Here is a 15,082-nt window from a genome sequence, read left to right as displayed (position 1 = left end):
TGCCCCGGGAAAGGACCCCACTCATGACCGCCCTCCTCGACGCCGACCGGCCCCGCACCGCCGACGGCGAACCGCCCACCACCCGCACCCGCCGCCGCGGGACGGTCCGCGACCGCTTCCCCGGCCTGGCCCTGCCCGCGCTGATCTGGTACGCGGTGTTCATGATCGGCCCGGTGGTCGCGATGGTGGTCATCGCGTTCCTCTCCTGGCCTGGCATGCTCACCACGCCCACGCCGGCGGGCCTGGACAACTTCAGCCGCGTGTTCGCCGACGAGACGTTCTGGACGGCGACGGCGAACTCGGCGATCCAGATCGTCGTCGGCCTGCCGGTCATGATCGCGCTGGCCTTCCTGCTCGCGTTCTACGTGGTGCGCAAGCCGCGTGGCCACCGCGTGCTGCGGTACCTGCTGTTCATCCCGGCCCTCATCTCCGCCCCGGCGACGGCGATGGTGTTCTACGCGATGCTCAACCCGGACGGCCTGGTCAACGGCTTCCTGCGCCCGCTGGGCCTGGAGGGCAACGAGTGGCTCGCCGACCCGAGCACGGCGCTGGGCGCCATCATCGCCGTCGAGCTGTGGAGCGGCATCGGGTACTCGGCGGTGCTCATCGCGTCCCGGCTGGACGGCGTGGAGGGCGAGATCGTGCAGGCCGCGCGGATCGACGGCGCGGGCGACTGGCGGCTCGCCTGGCGTATGTACTGGCCGATCGCGCAGGACTTCATCGGCGTCGTCGCGATGCTGCAGTTCCTGTCGATGCTGTTCAACTCGGCGCAGACCGTGCTGCTGCTCACGCAGGGCGGGCCGGAGAACGCGACCACCAACCTCGCCTACCTCATCTACCGCAAGGCGTTCGTCGAGACCGACCTGGGGTACAGCCAGGCCGTCGGCGTCGTCCTCTTCGTGATCGGGCTGCTCGGGATGTGGGCGATCCGCCGCACGCTCCGCGCCACGCACTGATCCCCGATCCGCCGAAGGAGACCCTCATGGCTCGCCGCACCGCACTCCCCCTGCGCGACCGCATCGGCTCGATCACGAGCGGCACGCTCGCCTGGATCTACGCCGCACTGCTGGTCGTCCCCTTCTACTACTTCATCGTCTCGGCGTTCAAGACGAACGAGGAGATCTTCGAGTCGCCGCTCGCCCTGCCCACGAGCATCGACCTGACCAACTTCACCACCGCGATCGAGCAGGCCGAGCTCGGCCTGGCCGTGGCCAACTCCGTGCTCACCACGGTGGCAGCGCTCGTCCTGACGCTGCTGCTCGCCCTGCCGGCGTCGTTCGCCCTGGCGCGCGCCACGGGACGGGCCGGCAAGATCGTCGAGAGCGTCTTCTCCCTCGGGTTCCTCATCCCGTCCTTCGCGGCGCTGTTCCCCACGTTCCTGCTCGCCGCGGCGCTCGGCCTGTTCCACACGCGCACGTTCGTGGTGTTCCTGCTGCCCGCGACGGCGCTGCCGCTGTCGATCGTCATCCTCACGTCGTTCATGCGCACCATCCCGCGCGAGCTGGAGGAGGCCGCGTCCATGGACGGCGCGTCGGCGCTGCAGGTGCTGCGCCAGGTCTACCTGCCCATCTGCGTGCCGGGCATAGCGACGGTGCTGCTGCTCAACTACCTCGCGTTCTGGAACGCGTACCTGTACCCGCTCATCCTGATCGGCCCGGACACCGCCCAGCGCACCATCCAGGTGGCCCTGCCCACGCTCAAGGTCGACGCCGGCACGGACTACGGCGTGCTCATGGCCGGCACCCTGTTCACCCTGCTGCCGGTGTACCTCGTGTACACGGTGCTGCAGCGCCAGATGCAGCGCGCTCTGCTCTCGGGCGCGGTCAAGGGATGACGCTCACCACTGCCGCCACCGCCGCCACCGGCGGGGCGGCGTCGCTCCCGCTGGCCACCCGCATCGGCCAGGTCAACCAGCGCCTCACGGGCTGGGAGGCGGTCCGGTGGGTCGACGGCGCCCCGCGCGTCACCGACGTGCTGCGCCGGGAGGTCGACCGCTGGGGCGGCCTCGGCGCCGTCTACGGTGTGCTGCGCGCGGACCCGTGGTCGGCGGTGCACTGGGGCAACGGCATCCCGCCCGAGCGCAGCGCCGAGGCCTACGCCGCCGTCCAGGACCACGTGACGACGTACGGCGACGGGATCCCGGTGCTGTTCGTCGAGGAGGCGCCCCACGGGCTCATGGCGCTCGGCGGCACCACCCTGCCGGTCAACCTCGCGCTCGGCGCGGGCATGGACCCGGAGCTCACGCAGGAGCTGGCGGCCGCCGTCGCCGCCGAGGCCCGGGCCCGCGGCACCCATGTCGCGCTCGTGTCCGGGCTCGACGTGCTGCGCGACCCGCGCTGGGGCCGCGCCGAGGAGTGCTTCTCCGAGGACCCGGCGCTGGCCGCGGCGCTCGTGGCCGCCACGGTGCGCGGCATGCAGGGCACCGCGTCCGCCGGGGACCCGATCGACACGCGGCACGTCGCCGTGGTCGCCAAGCACCTCGCCGCGCAGGGGGCCGGCATCGGCGGGCGCAACGGCTCGGGCGCGCCCGTCGGGCGGCGCGAGCTGGGCGAGATCCACCTGCGGCCCGCGCACGCCGCCGCCCGCGCGAGCGTCGCCGGCTTCATGGCCGCGTACAACGACGTCGACGGCGTGCCGTGCTGCGCCAACGAGGACCTGCTCACCGGCACGCTCCGCGAGCGCTGGGGCTGGGACGGCATCGTCATGGCGGACGGCACGGCCATCGACCGGCTCCGGGACAGCTCGCCCGACCCCGCCTTCGCCGCCGCGCTCGCCCTGCGGGCCGGCGTCGACCTGAGCCTCTGGGACGAGGCGTTCACGCACCTGGAGGCGGCGATCGACCGCGGGCTCGTGGCCGAGGCCGTGCTCGACCGCGCCGTCGACCGGGTGCTGGGCCTCAAGCGCCGCCTCGGCCTGTTCGGGGACCCGGCGCCCGGCGTCGCCGTCGAGCGCGACGTGGCCGCGCTCGTGGACCGGGCCGCCCGCCAGTCCGTCGTCCTGGTGGACGACGGCGGGCTGCTGCCCCTGCGCGCGGACGCGACGCTCGCCGTCGTCGGGCCGAATGCCGACGACCTGGACGCCCAGCTCGGCGACTACACGCCGCCGCGGCCTGTGCCGGACCCCGCCGCCTCGACCGTGCGGTCCGCGCTCGCCGCTCGGCTCGGCGCCGGCCGGGTGCGGTACGCCGAGGGCAGCCGCCTGCGCGGTGCGCTGGACGATCCGCACGCCCTGGACCGCGTGTGGGCCGCCTGCTCGGGCGCCGACGTGTGCGTCACGGTGCTCGGCGGGTCCAGCCGACGCGCCTACGACGACGAGTTCGCCGACAACGGCGCGATCGACGGCCCCGCGCGGGACACGACCAACGGCGAGGGCGTCGACCTGTCGTCGGTCGCGCTCCCGCCGGAGCAGCTCGCCGTGGTCCGGGCCGCCCGTGCGGCCGGGACGCCGGTGGTCGGTGTGGTCGTGGACGGCCGGCCGCGCGCACTCACCGAGCTGCGGTCGCTCGTCGACGCGCTGCTCGTGGCGCCCTTCCCCGGGCCGACCGGCGGCGCGGCGATCGCCGCGGCCCTGCTCGACGGCACCGCGTCCGGCCGGCTGCCCGCGACGTTCCCCGCCGCGGACGGCGTGCTGCCGGTGGCGCACGACGAGCGGATCGAGACGGCGCGCGGGTATGCCGACGCCGAGGTGGGGCGGGCGCTCCGGTTCGGGACCGGCCTGGTGCCCGGGGTGACGATGCGGCTGCGCGGCGGGGATCCGGTCAGCGCCACCGCCCTGCGCGACGGCGCCGGAGTCCGCGTCGCCGTCGACATCGAGAACGCCTCCCCCACCGACGTCTCGGTCTCCGTGCCGCTGTACGGCCGCCGGCACGAGCCGGGTGTGCGCCCGCGCCGGCGTCAGCTCCTCGCGGTGCGGCGGGCGACGGTCGCGGGCGGCGCGACGGCCACCGTGGCGTTCGAGCTCGGCCTCGGCGAGCTAGGGTCGTGGGCCAGCGGCGCACCGGTCGCCGCGCCCGTCGTCGTCAGCGCCTGGTGCGCGCCGGAGCCCGACCCGCCCGCGGACGCCCTGACGATCCGGGTCACCGACACGAAGGGCACCACCCCATGGGAACGCTGACCCGCGCAGGCCTCGACCCCGCGATCGCGACGACGCTCCGGGACGCCGCCGACCGCGTCCGCGCCGTCTCGGGCGACCGGACCGGCGACCTGGTGGAGGCCGCGCTGCTGCGCACCCTCACCGACACCATCACGATCGGCGACGACGGCACGGCGTTCGTCATCACGGGCGACATCCCCGCCATGTGGCTGCGCGACTCCACGACCCAGCTCACGCCCTACCTGCGCTTCCTGGCCACGTGCCCGCCGCTCGCGGACCTGGTGGCGGCGGTCGTCCGCCGTCAGCTCGCGTGCCTGGACCACGACCCGTACGCGAACGCGTTCAACGACGGGCCGACGGGCGCGCACTACGAGCCCGACGACGTCTGCGACGACCCGCACGTGTGGGAGCAGAAGTACGAGATCGACAGCCTGGCCTACCCCGTCACGCTCGCGCACGCGCTCTGGCGGGCGACGGGCCGCACCGACTTCCTCGACCTGCGCGCCCACCGCGCGCTGCGCACGATCGTGCGGCAGCTCCGCGCCGAGCAGGACCACGACACCTCCCCCTACCGGTTCCGGCGGGACACGGACATCCCCACCGAGACGCTGGCCCGCGACGGCCGCGGCACGCCCGTCGGCCGCACCGGCATGACGTGGAGCGGGTTCCGGCCGTCGGACGACGCCTGCACCTACGGCTACAACGTCCCGGGCAACCTGTTCGCGGCGCAGGCCCTGCTCGCGGTCGGCAAGCTCGCGCTGGAGGCGTTCGGCGACCCGGCCCTGGCCGACGACGCCCTCACGCTCTCCCGCGAGCTCGTCGCGGGCGTCGAGCGGTTCGGCGTGGTGGACGCGCCGTCCGACGGCGACTCCGCGAGCGCCCGCCGCATCTACGCCTACGAGGTCGACGGGCTCGGCGGCGTGCTCCTGATGGACGACGCCAACACCCCGTCCCTGCTGTCGCTGCCGCTCATCGCGCCCGATGTCGTCGACCATGCGCTCTGGCGTACCACGAGGGACTTCGTGCTGAGCCCGGCCAACCCGTACTGGTTCACGGGCACCGTCGCGAGCGGCGTCGGCAGCCCGCACACCGAGCCGGGCCACGTGTGGCCGATCGCGCTCGCCGTCGAGGCCCTCACGGGCACGCCCCAGGACCGCGTCCGGATCCTCGACCTGCTCACCCGGACCGACGCGGGCACCGGGCGCATGCACGAGTCGTTCGACTCCTCCGACCCGACGGCGTACTCCCGGCCGTGGTTCTCGTGGGCCGACTCGATGTTCTGCGAGCTAGCGCTCGTCGTGGCGGACGAGGCCGGCCAGGGCGAGGCCGGCTAGCCCCGGCCGCCCGGCGGGACCAGCAGCGCCTCCGGCGGCAGCGGCAGGACGGCGAGCGGTACGTGGTGCTGCCCGGCATGGATGTCCCGGTCGTGCAGCGACCCCTGCGACACGGGCCGCGGGAAGGAGATCTTCACGACCCGAAGGTCCGGCAGCCGGAACATCCGGATGGTCGCCGCGTCGACGTCGTACAGGTCGGCGATCCGCTGCTCGTCGAGGAAGGACGGGTCGGCGACGACGTCGTAGGCCGCGCCGTCCTTGACGAACAGGTCGATGGTGACCCAGAACGGTCCGGCGTTCTTGGACCGGACCTCGTGGCAGACGTCGGCGAGGGTCAGGGTGTGCTCAGGCATGGGCGCGGACTCCGGTCTCGGTGCGGAACAGGGCGGTGGGCGTGGGGCTGTCGACCACGTGGTTGAGCACGAACTCGTAGGCGGCGCCGCGTTCCAGCTCCGCGGGCGAGGTCGCGAAGGCGAAGCTCGGCAGGTAGTCCATCTCCGCCGTCGGCATGTGCAGCAGGTAGGGGTTCATCACCTTGGCGATCGCCGTGGCCGTCTCCTGGTCGGCCGCGCTGACCACGAGCATCACGCCCAGCTCGCGCGGGGCGCCCTGCCCGGGGTCCAGCTCGCCGAGCACGGCGTTGTGCCCGTACAGGCGCAGGTCGAAGTCGAACTCGTCGCCGGTCATCCCGAGCGCCTGCTCGACCCGGAGGAAGAGGTACTTGCGCAGCAGCTCGGCCCACCGCTCCGGCTCGGCGAGCACGAGCGGCTCGCGCACCCCCACGAACGACACCGTCTGGTACCCGGCGACCCGCGCGCCCTCCAGCTTGACCGTGTGCTGCGCGGCGTGGTGGAACCGCGAGCCCTCGACCCGGACGCGCCGGTCGTCGAGCGCGCGGTAGGTCGCGTCCCGGACGTCGAGCACACCGTCCGGCTCGGTGAGCAGGAACGGGTCGGCGTTCTCGTACAGCATGTGCGCGGCGACCGACACGGGGGTGCACGCCGTGTCCGGGTCGACGGCCTCGATGGTGAACCCCTCGCGGTCGATCGTGGCGAAGATGCCGCCCGTGCGGGGGTTGGTGGTCGCCTGGGCCCCGCACTCGACGATCTTGCTCGCGTGCCACGTGGGCCCGGCGGGCATGCCACGCATCAGCGGCACGGCCGCGGCGACGGCGGTGTCCGTGGCCCGGCCCGCGAGCACCACCTGCGCGCCCGCGGCCAGGGCCTCGGCGATCGGCTCGTGCCCCATCAGGCCGACGACGTGCGTGCACGCGTCGAGCGTCTCGGGCGCCAGCTCGCCGAGCGGCGGGAGCGGGTGGATGCGTCCGGCCGCGAGGTGCTCGTGCAGGTCGGCCGCGCGCTGCTCGCTGTAGATGCGCGCGACGGGCAGGTCGAGCCCTTCGGTGGCCATGATCGACGCCGCGATCCCGGCCACCCAGTCGACGCCCGCGTCCGTACCGCTGGTCCCGCACGACCCCACGATCAGCGGGATGTCGGCCCGCGCGGCCGCCCGCAGGAGCAGCCGCAGGTCGCGCGCGATCGACGCGGCAGGCGACTTCGCGGTGGCGGAGCCCAGGTAGTGCGGGCCGGAGTCGGTGGACCCGCCGTCGACGGCGATGACGTCGGGGCCGAGCTCCAGTCCCCGCTCGACGACGGCCTCGGGAAAGCCCCCGCCCAGCATCCCGATGGGGACGAAGACCTTGACGGACTCGGTGGTGGTCGACACGTGTGCTCTCTTCTCCTCAGTGGGTGGTCGGTGCGGCGGGCTGGGACAGCAGCGCCCGGCGCACGAAGTCGGTCACGGCGGGGGCGACGGCGTCGGCGTCGTGCCCGGCGCCGGGCACCACGGTGGTCTCCACGGGCACGCCCGCCTCGGTCAGCGCCCGCGCGAGGCGCAGCGCCCGGTCCAGGCGGGTGGCGCCGGCACGCGCCTCGCGCGGGTCGGCCGCGACGGCGGCGAGCACGTCCCCGGCCAGGTCCGCGTCCCCGACGACCACCTGGTAGGGCACGTCCGCGAGGCCCTCGGGAGCCGGCGCCGTCCCGAACAGCTCGGTGACGCCGCCGAGCCCGAGGGGCCACGGCTCGCCGTCCGGCAGGGTGACGCGGCCCGGCGCGCCGACGGAGACGGCGCGCAGGCGGTGCGGGTGGAGGTAGGCGAACCGGTGGGCGAACTGCCCGCCGCCCGAGAACCCGGCCAGCACGAACCGGCGCGTGTCGAGGCGCCAGCGCCGCGCGGCCTCGTCGACCATGGCGAGCAGCACCTCGTCGAACCGGATGCCGTGGGCGAGCAGCTCCTTGTAGTTGTGGACGTCGTCCGGGCCGCCGAGGCCGACGGGGAACAGGGGCGCGAGCACGGCCAGCCCCAGCTCGTCGGCCAGAGCGGCGAACCGGTCCCGGGTGGCCTCCACGCGGCGGCCGGTGCCGTGCACGGCCACCAGCAGGCCCAGCGGCTCGGCCCGGTCGCGGTAGGACCGCGGGACGTACGTGGTGAAGGAGAGCCGCGGCTCAGCGCGGCTGGCCTGGTAGGGCGTCGCGCCCAGCAGGAGGTCCCAGGCGGGGTGGTCCGCGGGAAAGCCGTCGAGCCGGCGCGTCACCCGCGCACCCCCTCGGCGAGCTGCCCGTCGCTGATCTCCCGGCGCACGAGGAAGAACAGCCCGAGCGCGACGATCCCGACGAGGCTGGAGTGCAGGAAGAGGTACCGCCAGTCCGTCAGGTCGACCAGGCCGCCGATCAGGGCGGGCCCTGCCGAGGCGCCGACGGCGGCGGCCACCGCGTACAGGCCGCTGTAGGCGCCCGTGACCGCCCCGCTGGGCGCGAGGTTCCACATCAGCACCACGCCGTTGACGGAGAACGCCGCGTAGCCGAACGACGCGACGACCACCCCGACGACCGTCATGGGCAGGCTGGGCAGGGCGAACGCGATCAGGCAGCCGACCACCATGACGACCAGGCCCAGCCGGATGGTCCGGCGGCGGCCCGCCTGGTCCGAGAGGAAGGACAGCGGGACCGCTGCGGCCACGAAGGCCAGGCCGGCGGGGAGGGTGAGCGACCCGGCGGTGCCGCGGCTGACGTCGAGCACCTCCATCGCGTACGGCGTGAGCTGCGAGCGCATCGCCGCCCACGTCCCCGCGGTGGCCACGATCCCGAGCAGCAGGAAGATGCGGCTGCGGTCGGTGTCGCGCACGAGCTCGCCCACGACGCGGCGGAACCGCCAGCCGCCCGCGCCGTCGGCGTCGGCCTCGGTGACCGCACGGCGGTAGCCGGGCGAGCCGGTCTCGCGGATGGTGAGGGCGACGATCACCATGGCGCACACCATCAGCACCGCGGGGATGGCGAACGCCAGCTCGAGGCTGCGGTCCACCACGAACAGGCTGATCAGGGCCGAGACGATGATGGTGAGGCTGGTGGCCATCTTGGCGATGCCGTTGGCGAGGCTGCGGCGCTCCGGCACCTGGAAGTCCGGCGTCAGCGCGTCCGTGAGCGGCTTGAACGCGTTGGCAACCACCGCGAACAGGAACATGCACACCACCAGCGCCCCGAGCGAGCCCGTGTACGGGATGAGCACGAAGAACACCGCGGCGACCGGCGCCCCGATGATGAGGTACGGGACGCGCCTGCCCCACCTCGTCCGCGTGCGGTCCGAGAGGTGCCCGACCAGGGGCTGCAGCACGATCCCTAGCGCGTTGTCCACGCCCATGAGCAGCCCGATGAGGGCGGCGCTCGTCGTGTACTGCGCTATCGACGCGGGCACCTGGGCGTCGTAGAAGTTCCAGACCGACTCCTGCGCGAAGACGGCAAGGGCCACAAGCATCGCTGCTCGCGTGTTCAGCCGGGGGCGCACGGCGGATCTCTCCGCGGGGACTGCTGCGTTCATCAGACTCCCTTGTCTGTTGCTATTTGCTATAGCAGAATCTAGGTCACGTACGGCCCGGGGAGCAACCACCGGTTGGCACCGACGCCCCCGGCCCGCCCACCCGACCCGCGACGACGCAGGAGGCCCCGCCCACATGACCGCTGACGCACCCACCCTGACCGCGGCCGACCTCGACTTCCTCACCGGTGTCGACAGCCCCACCATCGCCAACGCCGTCGAACGCCTCGACCTGCGCGACCGCGGCGCCGGCTACGTCGGCGGACGCATCCGGTGCGGCTTCCCGGAGCTCGGCACCATGGTGGGCCGCGCCCTGACCGTGACGGTGTCCGACGCCGTGGGCCGCCCCGCGCGGCAGGACGGCTACTGGGACCTGTGGGAACGGCTGGAGGCCATGACCGGCCCCGTCGTGATCGTCATGAAGGACACCAGCACCACGCCGAGCCGCGTCGCCTACGCGGGCGAGATCATGGCCACGCTCGCCCAGCGCCTCGGCGCGGTCGGCTTCGTGACCGACGGCGCGCTGCGCGACGTGGCGGAGGTCCGGGCCAAGGGCATCCACTACTTCGCGCGCTACACGGTGGCCTCGCACGCGAACTTCGAGCTGAGCCGGGTGGGCGCCCCCGTGCTGCTCGACGGGGAGCGGATAGCGACCGGCGACCTCCTGCACGGCGACGCGAACGGCATCGTCGTCGTGCCGTGGGAGGGGCTGGCGGACCTGCCCGCGGCGGTGCAGCGCGTGCGCGACGGCGAGGCCAGGGACCTCGCCTACATCGAGGGGCCGGACTTCACCCTGGCCGGCTACCGCCGGCTGCGCACCTACGGCACCACCGACGAGCGCGGAGCGTGACCCGTCCGGCGGAGGGGTTCGGCGCCCGCTTCGCGGCGCCGCTCGTGCTCGGGCCGGCGCTGAACTCGATCAACACCACGATGATCTCGGTGGCGCTCGTGCCCATCGCGCGCGCCACGGGCACCTCGGCCGCCCAGGTCGTGCTGCTCGTGGCCGGCCTGTACCTGGCGAGCGCGATCGCCCAGCCCGTCGCGGGCCGGCTCGTGGACAGCTACGGCCCGCGGCGCGTCTACGTCGCCGGGATGTCCGTCACCGCGGTCGCCGGCCTCGCGCCGCTGGTCGTGCCGACGTTCGAGGCGGCGCTCGCGGCGCGGATCGTCGTCGGCGTGGGCACGTCGGCCGCCTTCCCCGCGGCCATGGCGTCGATCCGGGCGCAGGAGGCGCGCCTGGGGCGCGAGCCGCCGCGCGGGCTGTTCTCCGCGCTGTCGGTCTCGAGCCTGACCAGCGCGGCGGTCGGCCCCGTGCTGGGCGGCCTGCTGGTGGCGGGCTTCGGCTGGACGTCGATCTTCGTGGTGAACGCCCCGTACGCCGCGGCGGCGATCGTGCTCGCGCTGCTGTGGCTTCCGCGGGACCGGCCGGTTCGTCCCGGGTCGGACGGCGGACGGCGGGCCGGGCTCGACGTGTGGGGGCTCGTGCTGTTCGCCGTGGCGATCGGCTCGGGGCTCGTGGCGGCGCTCGACCTGCGGCCGGACCGGCTCGGCGCGTGGCCGGGCCGGTACTCGCTACTAGGCGTGACCGCCGCGGCGGCTGTCGGCCTCGTGCTCTGGGAGCGGCGTCACCCACGGCCGTTCATCGACGTCCGCATGCTGGCCGCTCGCCCGGCGCTCGTGCGCACCTACGCGCGGCTGTTCCTCGTGTACTCGTGCACGTACCTGGTGATCTACGGCATGACCCAGTGGCTCCAGTCGGCGGCGGGCTACACCGCCGACGCCGCGGGCTGGCTGCAGCTGCCCGCCGTGGTCCTCGCCGGCGTCGCCGCCGCGCTCGCTTCCCGCACGCGCGGCCTGCGCCTCCCGCTGCTGCTGGCCGCGGCGATCCCCGCCGTCGGCGGCCTGCTCCTGACGGTGGTCTCCGCCGACTGGCCGGCCTGGGCGATCCTGGTCGCGCTGGCCCTGTTCGGGCCGTCGCAAGGCCTCGCGGCGGTGTCCAACCAGGTGGCGCTGTACCGCCAGGCCCCGCAGGCGCAGACGGGTGCGGCCGCCGGGATGTCCCGCACCGCCGTCCAGCTCGGCGCCATCGCGGCCGCCGGCGTGATCGGACCCCTCTTCGGCCGCGGCCCCACGAGCGCTGACCTGCACGTGGTGGGCTGGATCATCGCGGGCCTCGCGGCGGCGGCCCTCGTGCTGACCGCCGTCGACCCGGCGCTGCGGCGCGAGCCGCCGCGGGACGGCGGGGCCGGCCCCACGCCGAGCTCGGACTGACGTCGGGCGCGGACCTGCGGAGGTAGGGTGGCAGCGACGGCGGGGAGGACGAGAGAGGCGAGGATGGCGGACCTTCAGGAAGCGCTGCCCCGCGTCTCCCGGGCGGGATCGCTCGCCGAGCAGGTGTACCACGCCATCCGCGCCGGCATAGCGGACGGCCGCCTCGCCCCCGGCAGCCGCGTCACGGAGCGGCAGCTCGCCGAGGCGCTCGACGTGAGTCCCACCCCGGTGCGCGAGGCGATCGGCAAGCTGGAGCACGAGGGCCTCTTCGAGCGGGTCGGCGCCCGGCGGCTCCAGGTGGTCGACCACCCGGCCGAGACGCTCCAGGAGCTGATGGAGGTCGAGGTCATGCTGCGCGGCGCCGAGGCGCGCTTCGCCGCCCGCAAGATCACGCCGGACGGCGTCGCGCGGCTGCGGGGCTACATCGAGCAGCACCGCGCGGGCGGCGACGCGCTGACCCTGCGGGAACGGTTCGAGATCGCCCAGCGGTTCGACGCCGAGATCACGCGGGCCGCCGACAACGCGGCGCTCCGCGGCCTCATCGACAGCTACGCCATCTACGGCGACCACCGGCTCGCCCGCGCGGCAGAGCACGCCGACGACCCCGCCTGGGTCTCGGCGCGCCTCGCCGACCACGTGGCCATCGCCGACGCGCTCGAGGCCCACGACGAGGACGCCGCCGAGCGGATCATGCGCGCCCACGCCCGCTCCGCCATCCGCAGCCTGTAGCGCCGTCGCGCCTTTGGCCGGTGCCCGCCGCGCAAGAGAAGATGGCCGGTGTGACGAACCCTGAGAAGCCCCAGGTCCGCGACCTCAACCTCGTGCGCACCTTCCGCGAGGTGCGCGCGGGCTCCGGGTCGACGACGACGGAGCTGGTGCGCGCGACCGGGCTGTCCCGCCCGAGCATCAACTCCATCGTCTCCGAGCTGATGGACCTCGGCTGGGTGGTCGCGGTGGAGCCGGTGCCCAACGGGCAGGGCGGCCGCCCGCCCCAGCGCTTCCGCTTCCACGCCGAGACCGGCCGGCTCCTCGGGATCGACATCGGCGTGCACCGGATCAGCGCCGTGCTCACCGACCTCGCCGGGACCGTCCTGGCCGGGCACGAGCTCGCCGTCGACCCGACGGCGGCCCCGCCGCGCCGGCTGGCCCGGCTCGACGAGGTGGTCGAGGCAGTGCTCGCCGAGGCGGGCGCGGCCCCGGAGGAGGTCTGGTCGGTCGCCGCGGCGGTGACGGGACCCGTCGACGCGCAGGGCCGCACGTCGTGGGTGAGCCCGCTGCCGGGCTGGGCAGAGGTGGACCTCGTCGGGCACCTCGGCCGCCGGTTCACGTGCCCGGTCCAAGTGGAGAACGACGTCAAGGCGGCCCTGCTCGCCGAGCACGAGTGGGGCGTGGTGCGCGGGGCCCGCGACGTCGTCTACATCCTCGCCGGGATCAGGACCGGGGCCGCCGCGCTCGTCAACGGCCGGATCGTGCGGGGGCACGGCGGCGCCGCCGGCGAGATCGGCGCGCTGCCCGCCGTCCGCTGGCTCGCCGCGCTCGACGGCCTGCAGGGGCTGCCCGGCATGCCCCGGTCGCTCCGGGAGAGCGAGCGGTCCGCGTGGACGTTCCAGCAGGCCCGGCAGGGCAACGCCGAGGCGCGCGAGCGCGTGTGGCAGTACGCGCGCGACCTCGCCACCGGCGCGGCCGCCGTCGTGCTCACCCTCGATCCGGAGGTCGTGGTGCTGGGCGGCGGGAACACGCCCTGGGCGGACCTGTGGGGCGCCGAGTTCGGCGCGATGCTCGGCAAGAGCGTGGTGCGGATGCCGCAGGTCAAGGTGTCGTCGCTGGGGCCCGACCACGTCGCGCGCGGGGCCGTGCGGCTGGCGATGGCCGACGTCGAGGCGACGTTCTACGCCGACAAGCTGCTCCCTGCGGAGCGGCCTCGGGCCCGGGCCTGAGCACGGGCGCGGCTCCGCCCGGGCGGGACACCGCCGGGCCCGGACCGCCTAGATCGGGTAGAGGGCCAACCCGCCGTCGACCGCCGGCCCGAAGTCCACCAGGCGCCCGTTGATCCGGTACCGGTACCGGCCCATCCGCTCGGTGTCGGGCGCTGCGCCCAGGAACTCGCGCAGCGCCGGCAGGTCGGCCGGCTCGATCCAGTCCGGCGGGTCCGAGACCGCCCGGAAGTCCGAGAGCACCGCGCAGTCCCGCAGCCACTGCATCTGCTCGTCGCTCAGCAGGTTGCGCCGGCGCCGGAAGTACACCACGTCGGGATCGATCCCGATGAGCCCGCGCAGCCAGAGCCGGTTCACGCCGTTGACGACGGCGTTGCGCGCCATGGCGTCGGACGGGTCGTCGCTGGCGTAGTTGTCCCACATCGGCGCCACGTCCGGGCCGGTGCGCACCGCGTTCAGCACGCCCAGCGACGGGAAGACGGGCGCGCCCGACCCGAGCAGGTAGACGTCAGGCCCCACGGCGTCCCGGACCGCCTGGATCGCGGACCGGTAGGCGGCCTCGCGGTCGACGTCCGCACCGCGCACCCCCGCGACCGCGCCTGCGTTGACGAAGTCGAGCTTGAGGTAGCGGAAGCCCCAGTCGTGCACGATCCGGGACACCGTGTCCACCAGGAACTCCCGGGCGTCCGGCCGGGTGAAGTCGAACGTGTGGTAGTGACTCCCCCAGTTCGACCCGGCGCGGACCGGCGCGCCGTCGGCGTCACGCAGCAGCATCTGGGAGTTGCGCCGCACCACCCGCGAGCCAGGCAGCGCGATGAACGGCGCGACCCACAGCCCCGGCCGCATCCCGTGGTCGGTGATCGCCGTGGCGACGTCCTTCATCCCGGCCGCGAACTTCTCGTTCGGCGTCCAGTCCCCGACCAGCTCCTCCCAGCCGTCGTCGATCTGGACGGTGTCGAACCCCAGCGAGGGCAGCCGCGGCACGATCTTGTCGACGTCGGCCCGCGAGACGGTCTCGTAGAGCGAGTACCAGGACGACCACACCCGCCCCGGGTCCTGGTCGAGCACGCCGTACCGGTCCGCGAGCAGGTCCCGGTACCGCGTGAACACCTCCTCCTCGCCACCGGTCAACAGCACCCACGTAGCGGGCCGGCCGGTCTCGGTCCAGGCCACGAGCACGTCCCGGTCGGCGTGCAGCCGGGGCGTGTCGCCCTCCAGGCAGCCCAGCAGGTGCGTCGTCGCGCCGTCGGTCACCGCCATCAGCCACGACGAGTGGTGCCGCAGCGGGTCGTCCCAGCCGGTGTCGTCGGCGGTCTGTCGGCGCCGGGCGTCGGCGACGCGCAGCGGCGGCTCCGCGAGCCGCCGCCACCCGGTCGGCGACCAGGAGTTCTGCCCGTTCCGGTACACGTCGCCCCCGGCCAGGCCGTGCAGCAGGGACACACGGGACGCGCTGAGGAAGGTCTCTTTCACCCCGTCCGACGGCGTACCGCCGGGCGGGCGCGCCCAGCTCGGCCGCTCGGCGCACACCGTGCCCTCCAGACGCAGCGGGACGGCGCCGTCGTTTCCAGCGGACATGCAATC

The 15,082-nt window shown here is 74.4% G+C and carries 13 protein-coding genes; 8 read left to right on the top strand and 5 right to left on the bottom strand.

Features of this window, described 5'->3' with window-relative positions; genetic code table 11:
• Positions 1-23: 23 nt before the first annotated feature.
• From AC0QU1_RS11365 to AC0QU1_RS11350, 4 genes are read left to right on the top strand one after another with little or no spacing between them, the layout of a single operon-like run.
• A complete protein-coding gene (locus AC0QU1_RS11365; protein ID WP_483576483.1) occupies positions 24-956 on the top strand; it encodes a carbohydrate ABC transporter permease in 933 nt (310 codons plus the stop codon).
• A 26-nt stretch (positions 957-982) separates the two neighbouring features.
• Entirely contained in the window at positions 983-1,834 is an 852-nt protein-coding gene (locus AC0QU1_RS11360) for a carbohydrate ABC transporter permease (RefSeq protein ID WP_483576482.1), read from the top strand.
• Positions 1,831-4,113: a glycoside hydrolase family 3 protein gene (locus AC0QU1_RS11355; protein ID WP_483576481.1), complete on the top strand. Its 2,283-nt coding sequence runs from the start codon at positions 1,831-1,833 to the stop codon at positions 4,111-4,113. The genes AC0QU1_RS11360 and AC0QU1_RS11355 overlap by 4 nt, the downstream gene beginning before the upstream one ends.
• On the top strand, positions 4,101-5,426 hold the full coding sequence (locus tag AC0QU1_RS11350) for a glycoside hydrolase family 125 protein (protein WP_483576480.1): 1,326 nt from the start codon (positions 4,101-4,103) through the stop codon (positions 5,424-5,426). Before AC0QU1_RS11355 ends, AC0QU1_RS11350 begins: the two co-directional genes overlap by 13 nt.
• On the opposite strand, the gene AC0QU1_RS11345 is transcribed toward AC0QU1_RS11350, so the two are convergent.
• Genes AC0QU1_RS11345 through AC0QU1_RS11330 form a run of 4 tightly spaced genes read right to left on the bottom strand, consistent with a single transcriptional unit; the run spans position 5,423 to position 9,299 of the window.
• Complete coding sequence (locus AC0QU1_RS11345) at positions 5,423-5,779, bottom strand: DUF4387 domain-containing protein (protein WP_483576479.1); 357 nt, start codon at positions 5,777-5,779, stop codon at positions 5,423-5,425. The genes AC0QU1_RS11350 and AC0QU1_RS11345 overlap by 4 nt on opposite strands.
• Complete coding sequence (locus AC0QU1_RS11340) at positions 5,772-7,151, bottom strand: acyclic terpene utilization AtuA family protein (protein WP_483576478.1); 1,380 nt, start codon at positions 7,149-7,151, stop codon at positions 5,772-5,774. The genes AC0QU1_RS11345 and AC0QU1_RS11340 overlap by 8 nt, the downstream gene beginning before the upstream one ends.
• Before the next feature lie 16 nt (positions 7,152-7,167).
• Positions 7,168-8,019: an alpha/beta hydrolase family protein gene (locus tag AC0QU1_RS11335; RefSeq protein WP_483576477.1), complete on the bottom strand. Its 852-nt coding sequence runs from the start codon at positions 8,017-8,019 to the stop codon at positions 7,168-7,170.
• Positions 8,016-9,299 carry an MFS transporter gene (locus tag AC0QU1_RS11330; protein ID WP_483576476.1) on the bottom strand — a complete coding sequence of 428 codons (1,284 nt, stop codon included), beginning with the start codon at positions 9,297-9,299 and terminating at the stop codon, positions 8,016-8,018. Before AC0QU1_RS11330 ends, AC0QU1_RS11335 begins: the two co-directional genes overlap by 4 nt.
• A 133-nt stretch (positions 9,300-9,432) precedes the next feature.
• Here AC0QU1_RS11330 and AC0QU1_RS11325 point away from each other — a divergent pair, with 133 nt between their 5' ends.
• The 4 genes from AC0QU1_RS11325 (at position 9,433) to AC0QU1_RS11310 (ending at position 13,504) form a co-directional block, all read left to right on the top strand.
• Positions 9,433-10,146 (top strand): RraA family protein, encoded by a 714-nt coding sequence (locus AC0QU1_RS11325; protein WP_483576475.1) that lies wholly within the window; start codon positions 9,433-9,435, stop codon positions 10,144-10,146.
• Positions 10,143-11,567 carry an MFS transporter gene (locus AC0QU1_RS11320; protein WP_483576474.1) on the top strand — a complete coding sequence of 475 codons (1,425 nt, stop codon included), beginning with the start codon at positions 10,143-10,145 and terminating at the stop codon, positions 11,565-11,567. The genes AC0QU1_RS11325 and AC0QU1_RS11320 overlap by 4 nt, the downstream gene beginning before the upstream one ends.
• Before the next feature lie 63 nt (positions 11,568-11,630).
• Positions 11,631-12,296 (top strand): GntR family transcriptional regulator, encoded by a 666-nt coding sequence (locus AC0QU1_RS11315; protein WP_483576473.1) that lies wholly within the window; start codon positions 11,631-11,633, stop codon positions 12,294-12,296.
• Between the two features lie 50 nt (positions 12,297-12,346).
• On the top strand, positions 12,347-13,504 hold the full coding sequence (locus AC0QU1_RS11310; RefSeq protein WP_483576472.1) for an ROK family transcriptional regulator: 1,158 nt from the start codon (positions 12,347-12,349) through the stop codon (positions 13,502-13,504).
• 48 nt (positions 13,505-13,552) lie between these two features.
• On the opposite strand, the gene AC0QU1_RS11305 is transcribed toward AC0QU1_RS11310, so the two are convergent.
• Positions 13,553-15,076 carry a glycoside hydrolase family 36 protein gene (locus tag AC0QU1_RS11305; RefSeq protein WP_483576471.1) on the bottom strand — a complete coding sequence of 508 codons (1,524 nt, stop codon included), beginning with the start codon at positions 15,074-15,076 and terminating at the stop codon, positions 13,553-13,555.
• Positions 15,077-15,082 lie beyond the last annotated feature (6 nt).

The sequence above is a fragment of the Promicromonospora noduliphila genome, assembly GCF_056951025.1.
Note: the sequence above shows the minus strand (reverse complement) of the source record. Positions and strands in the feature narration are given on the sequence as shown.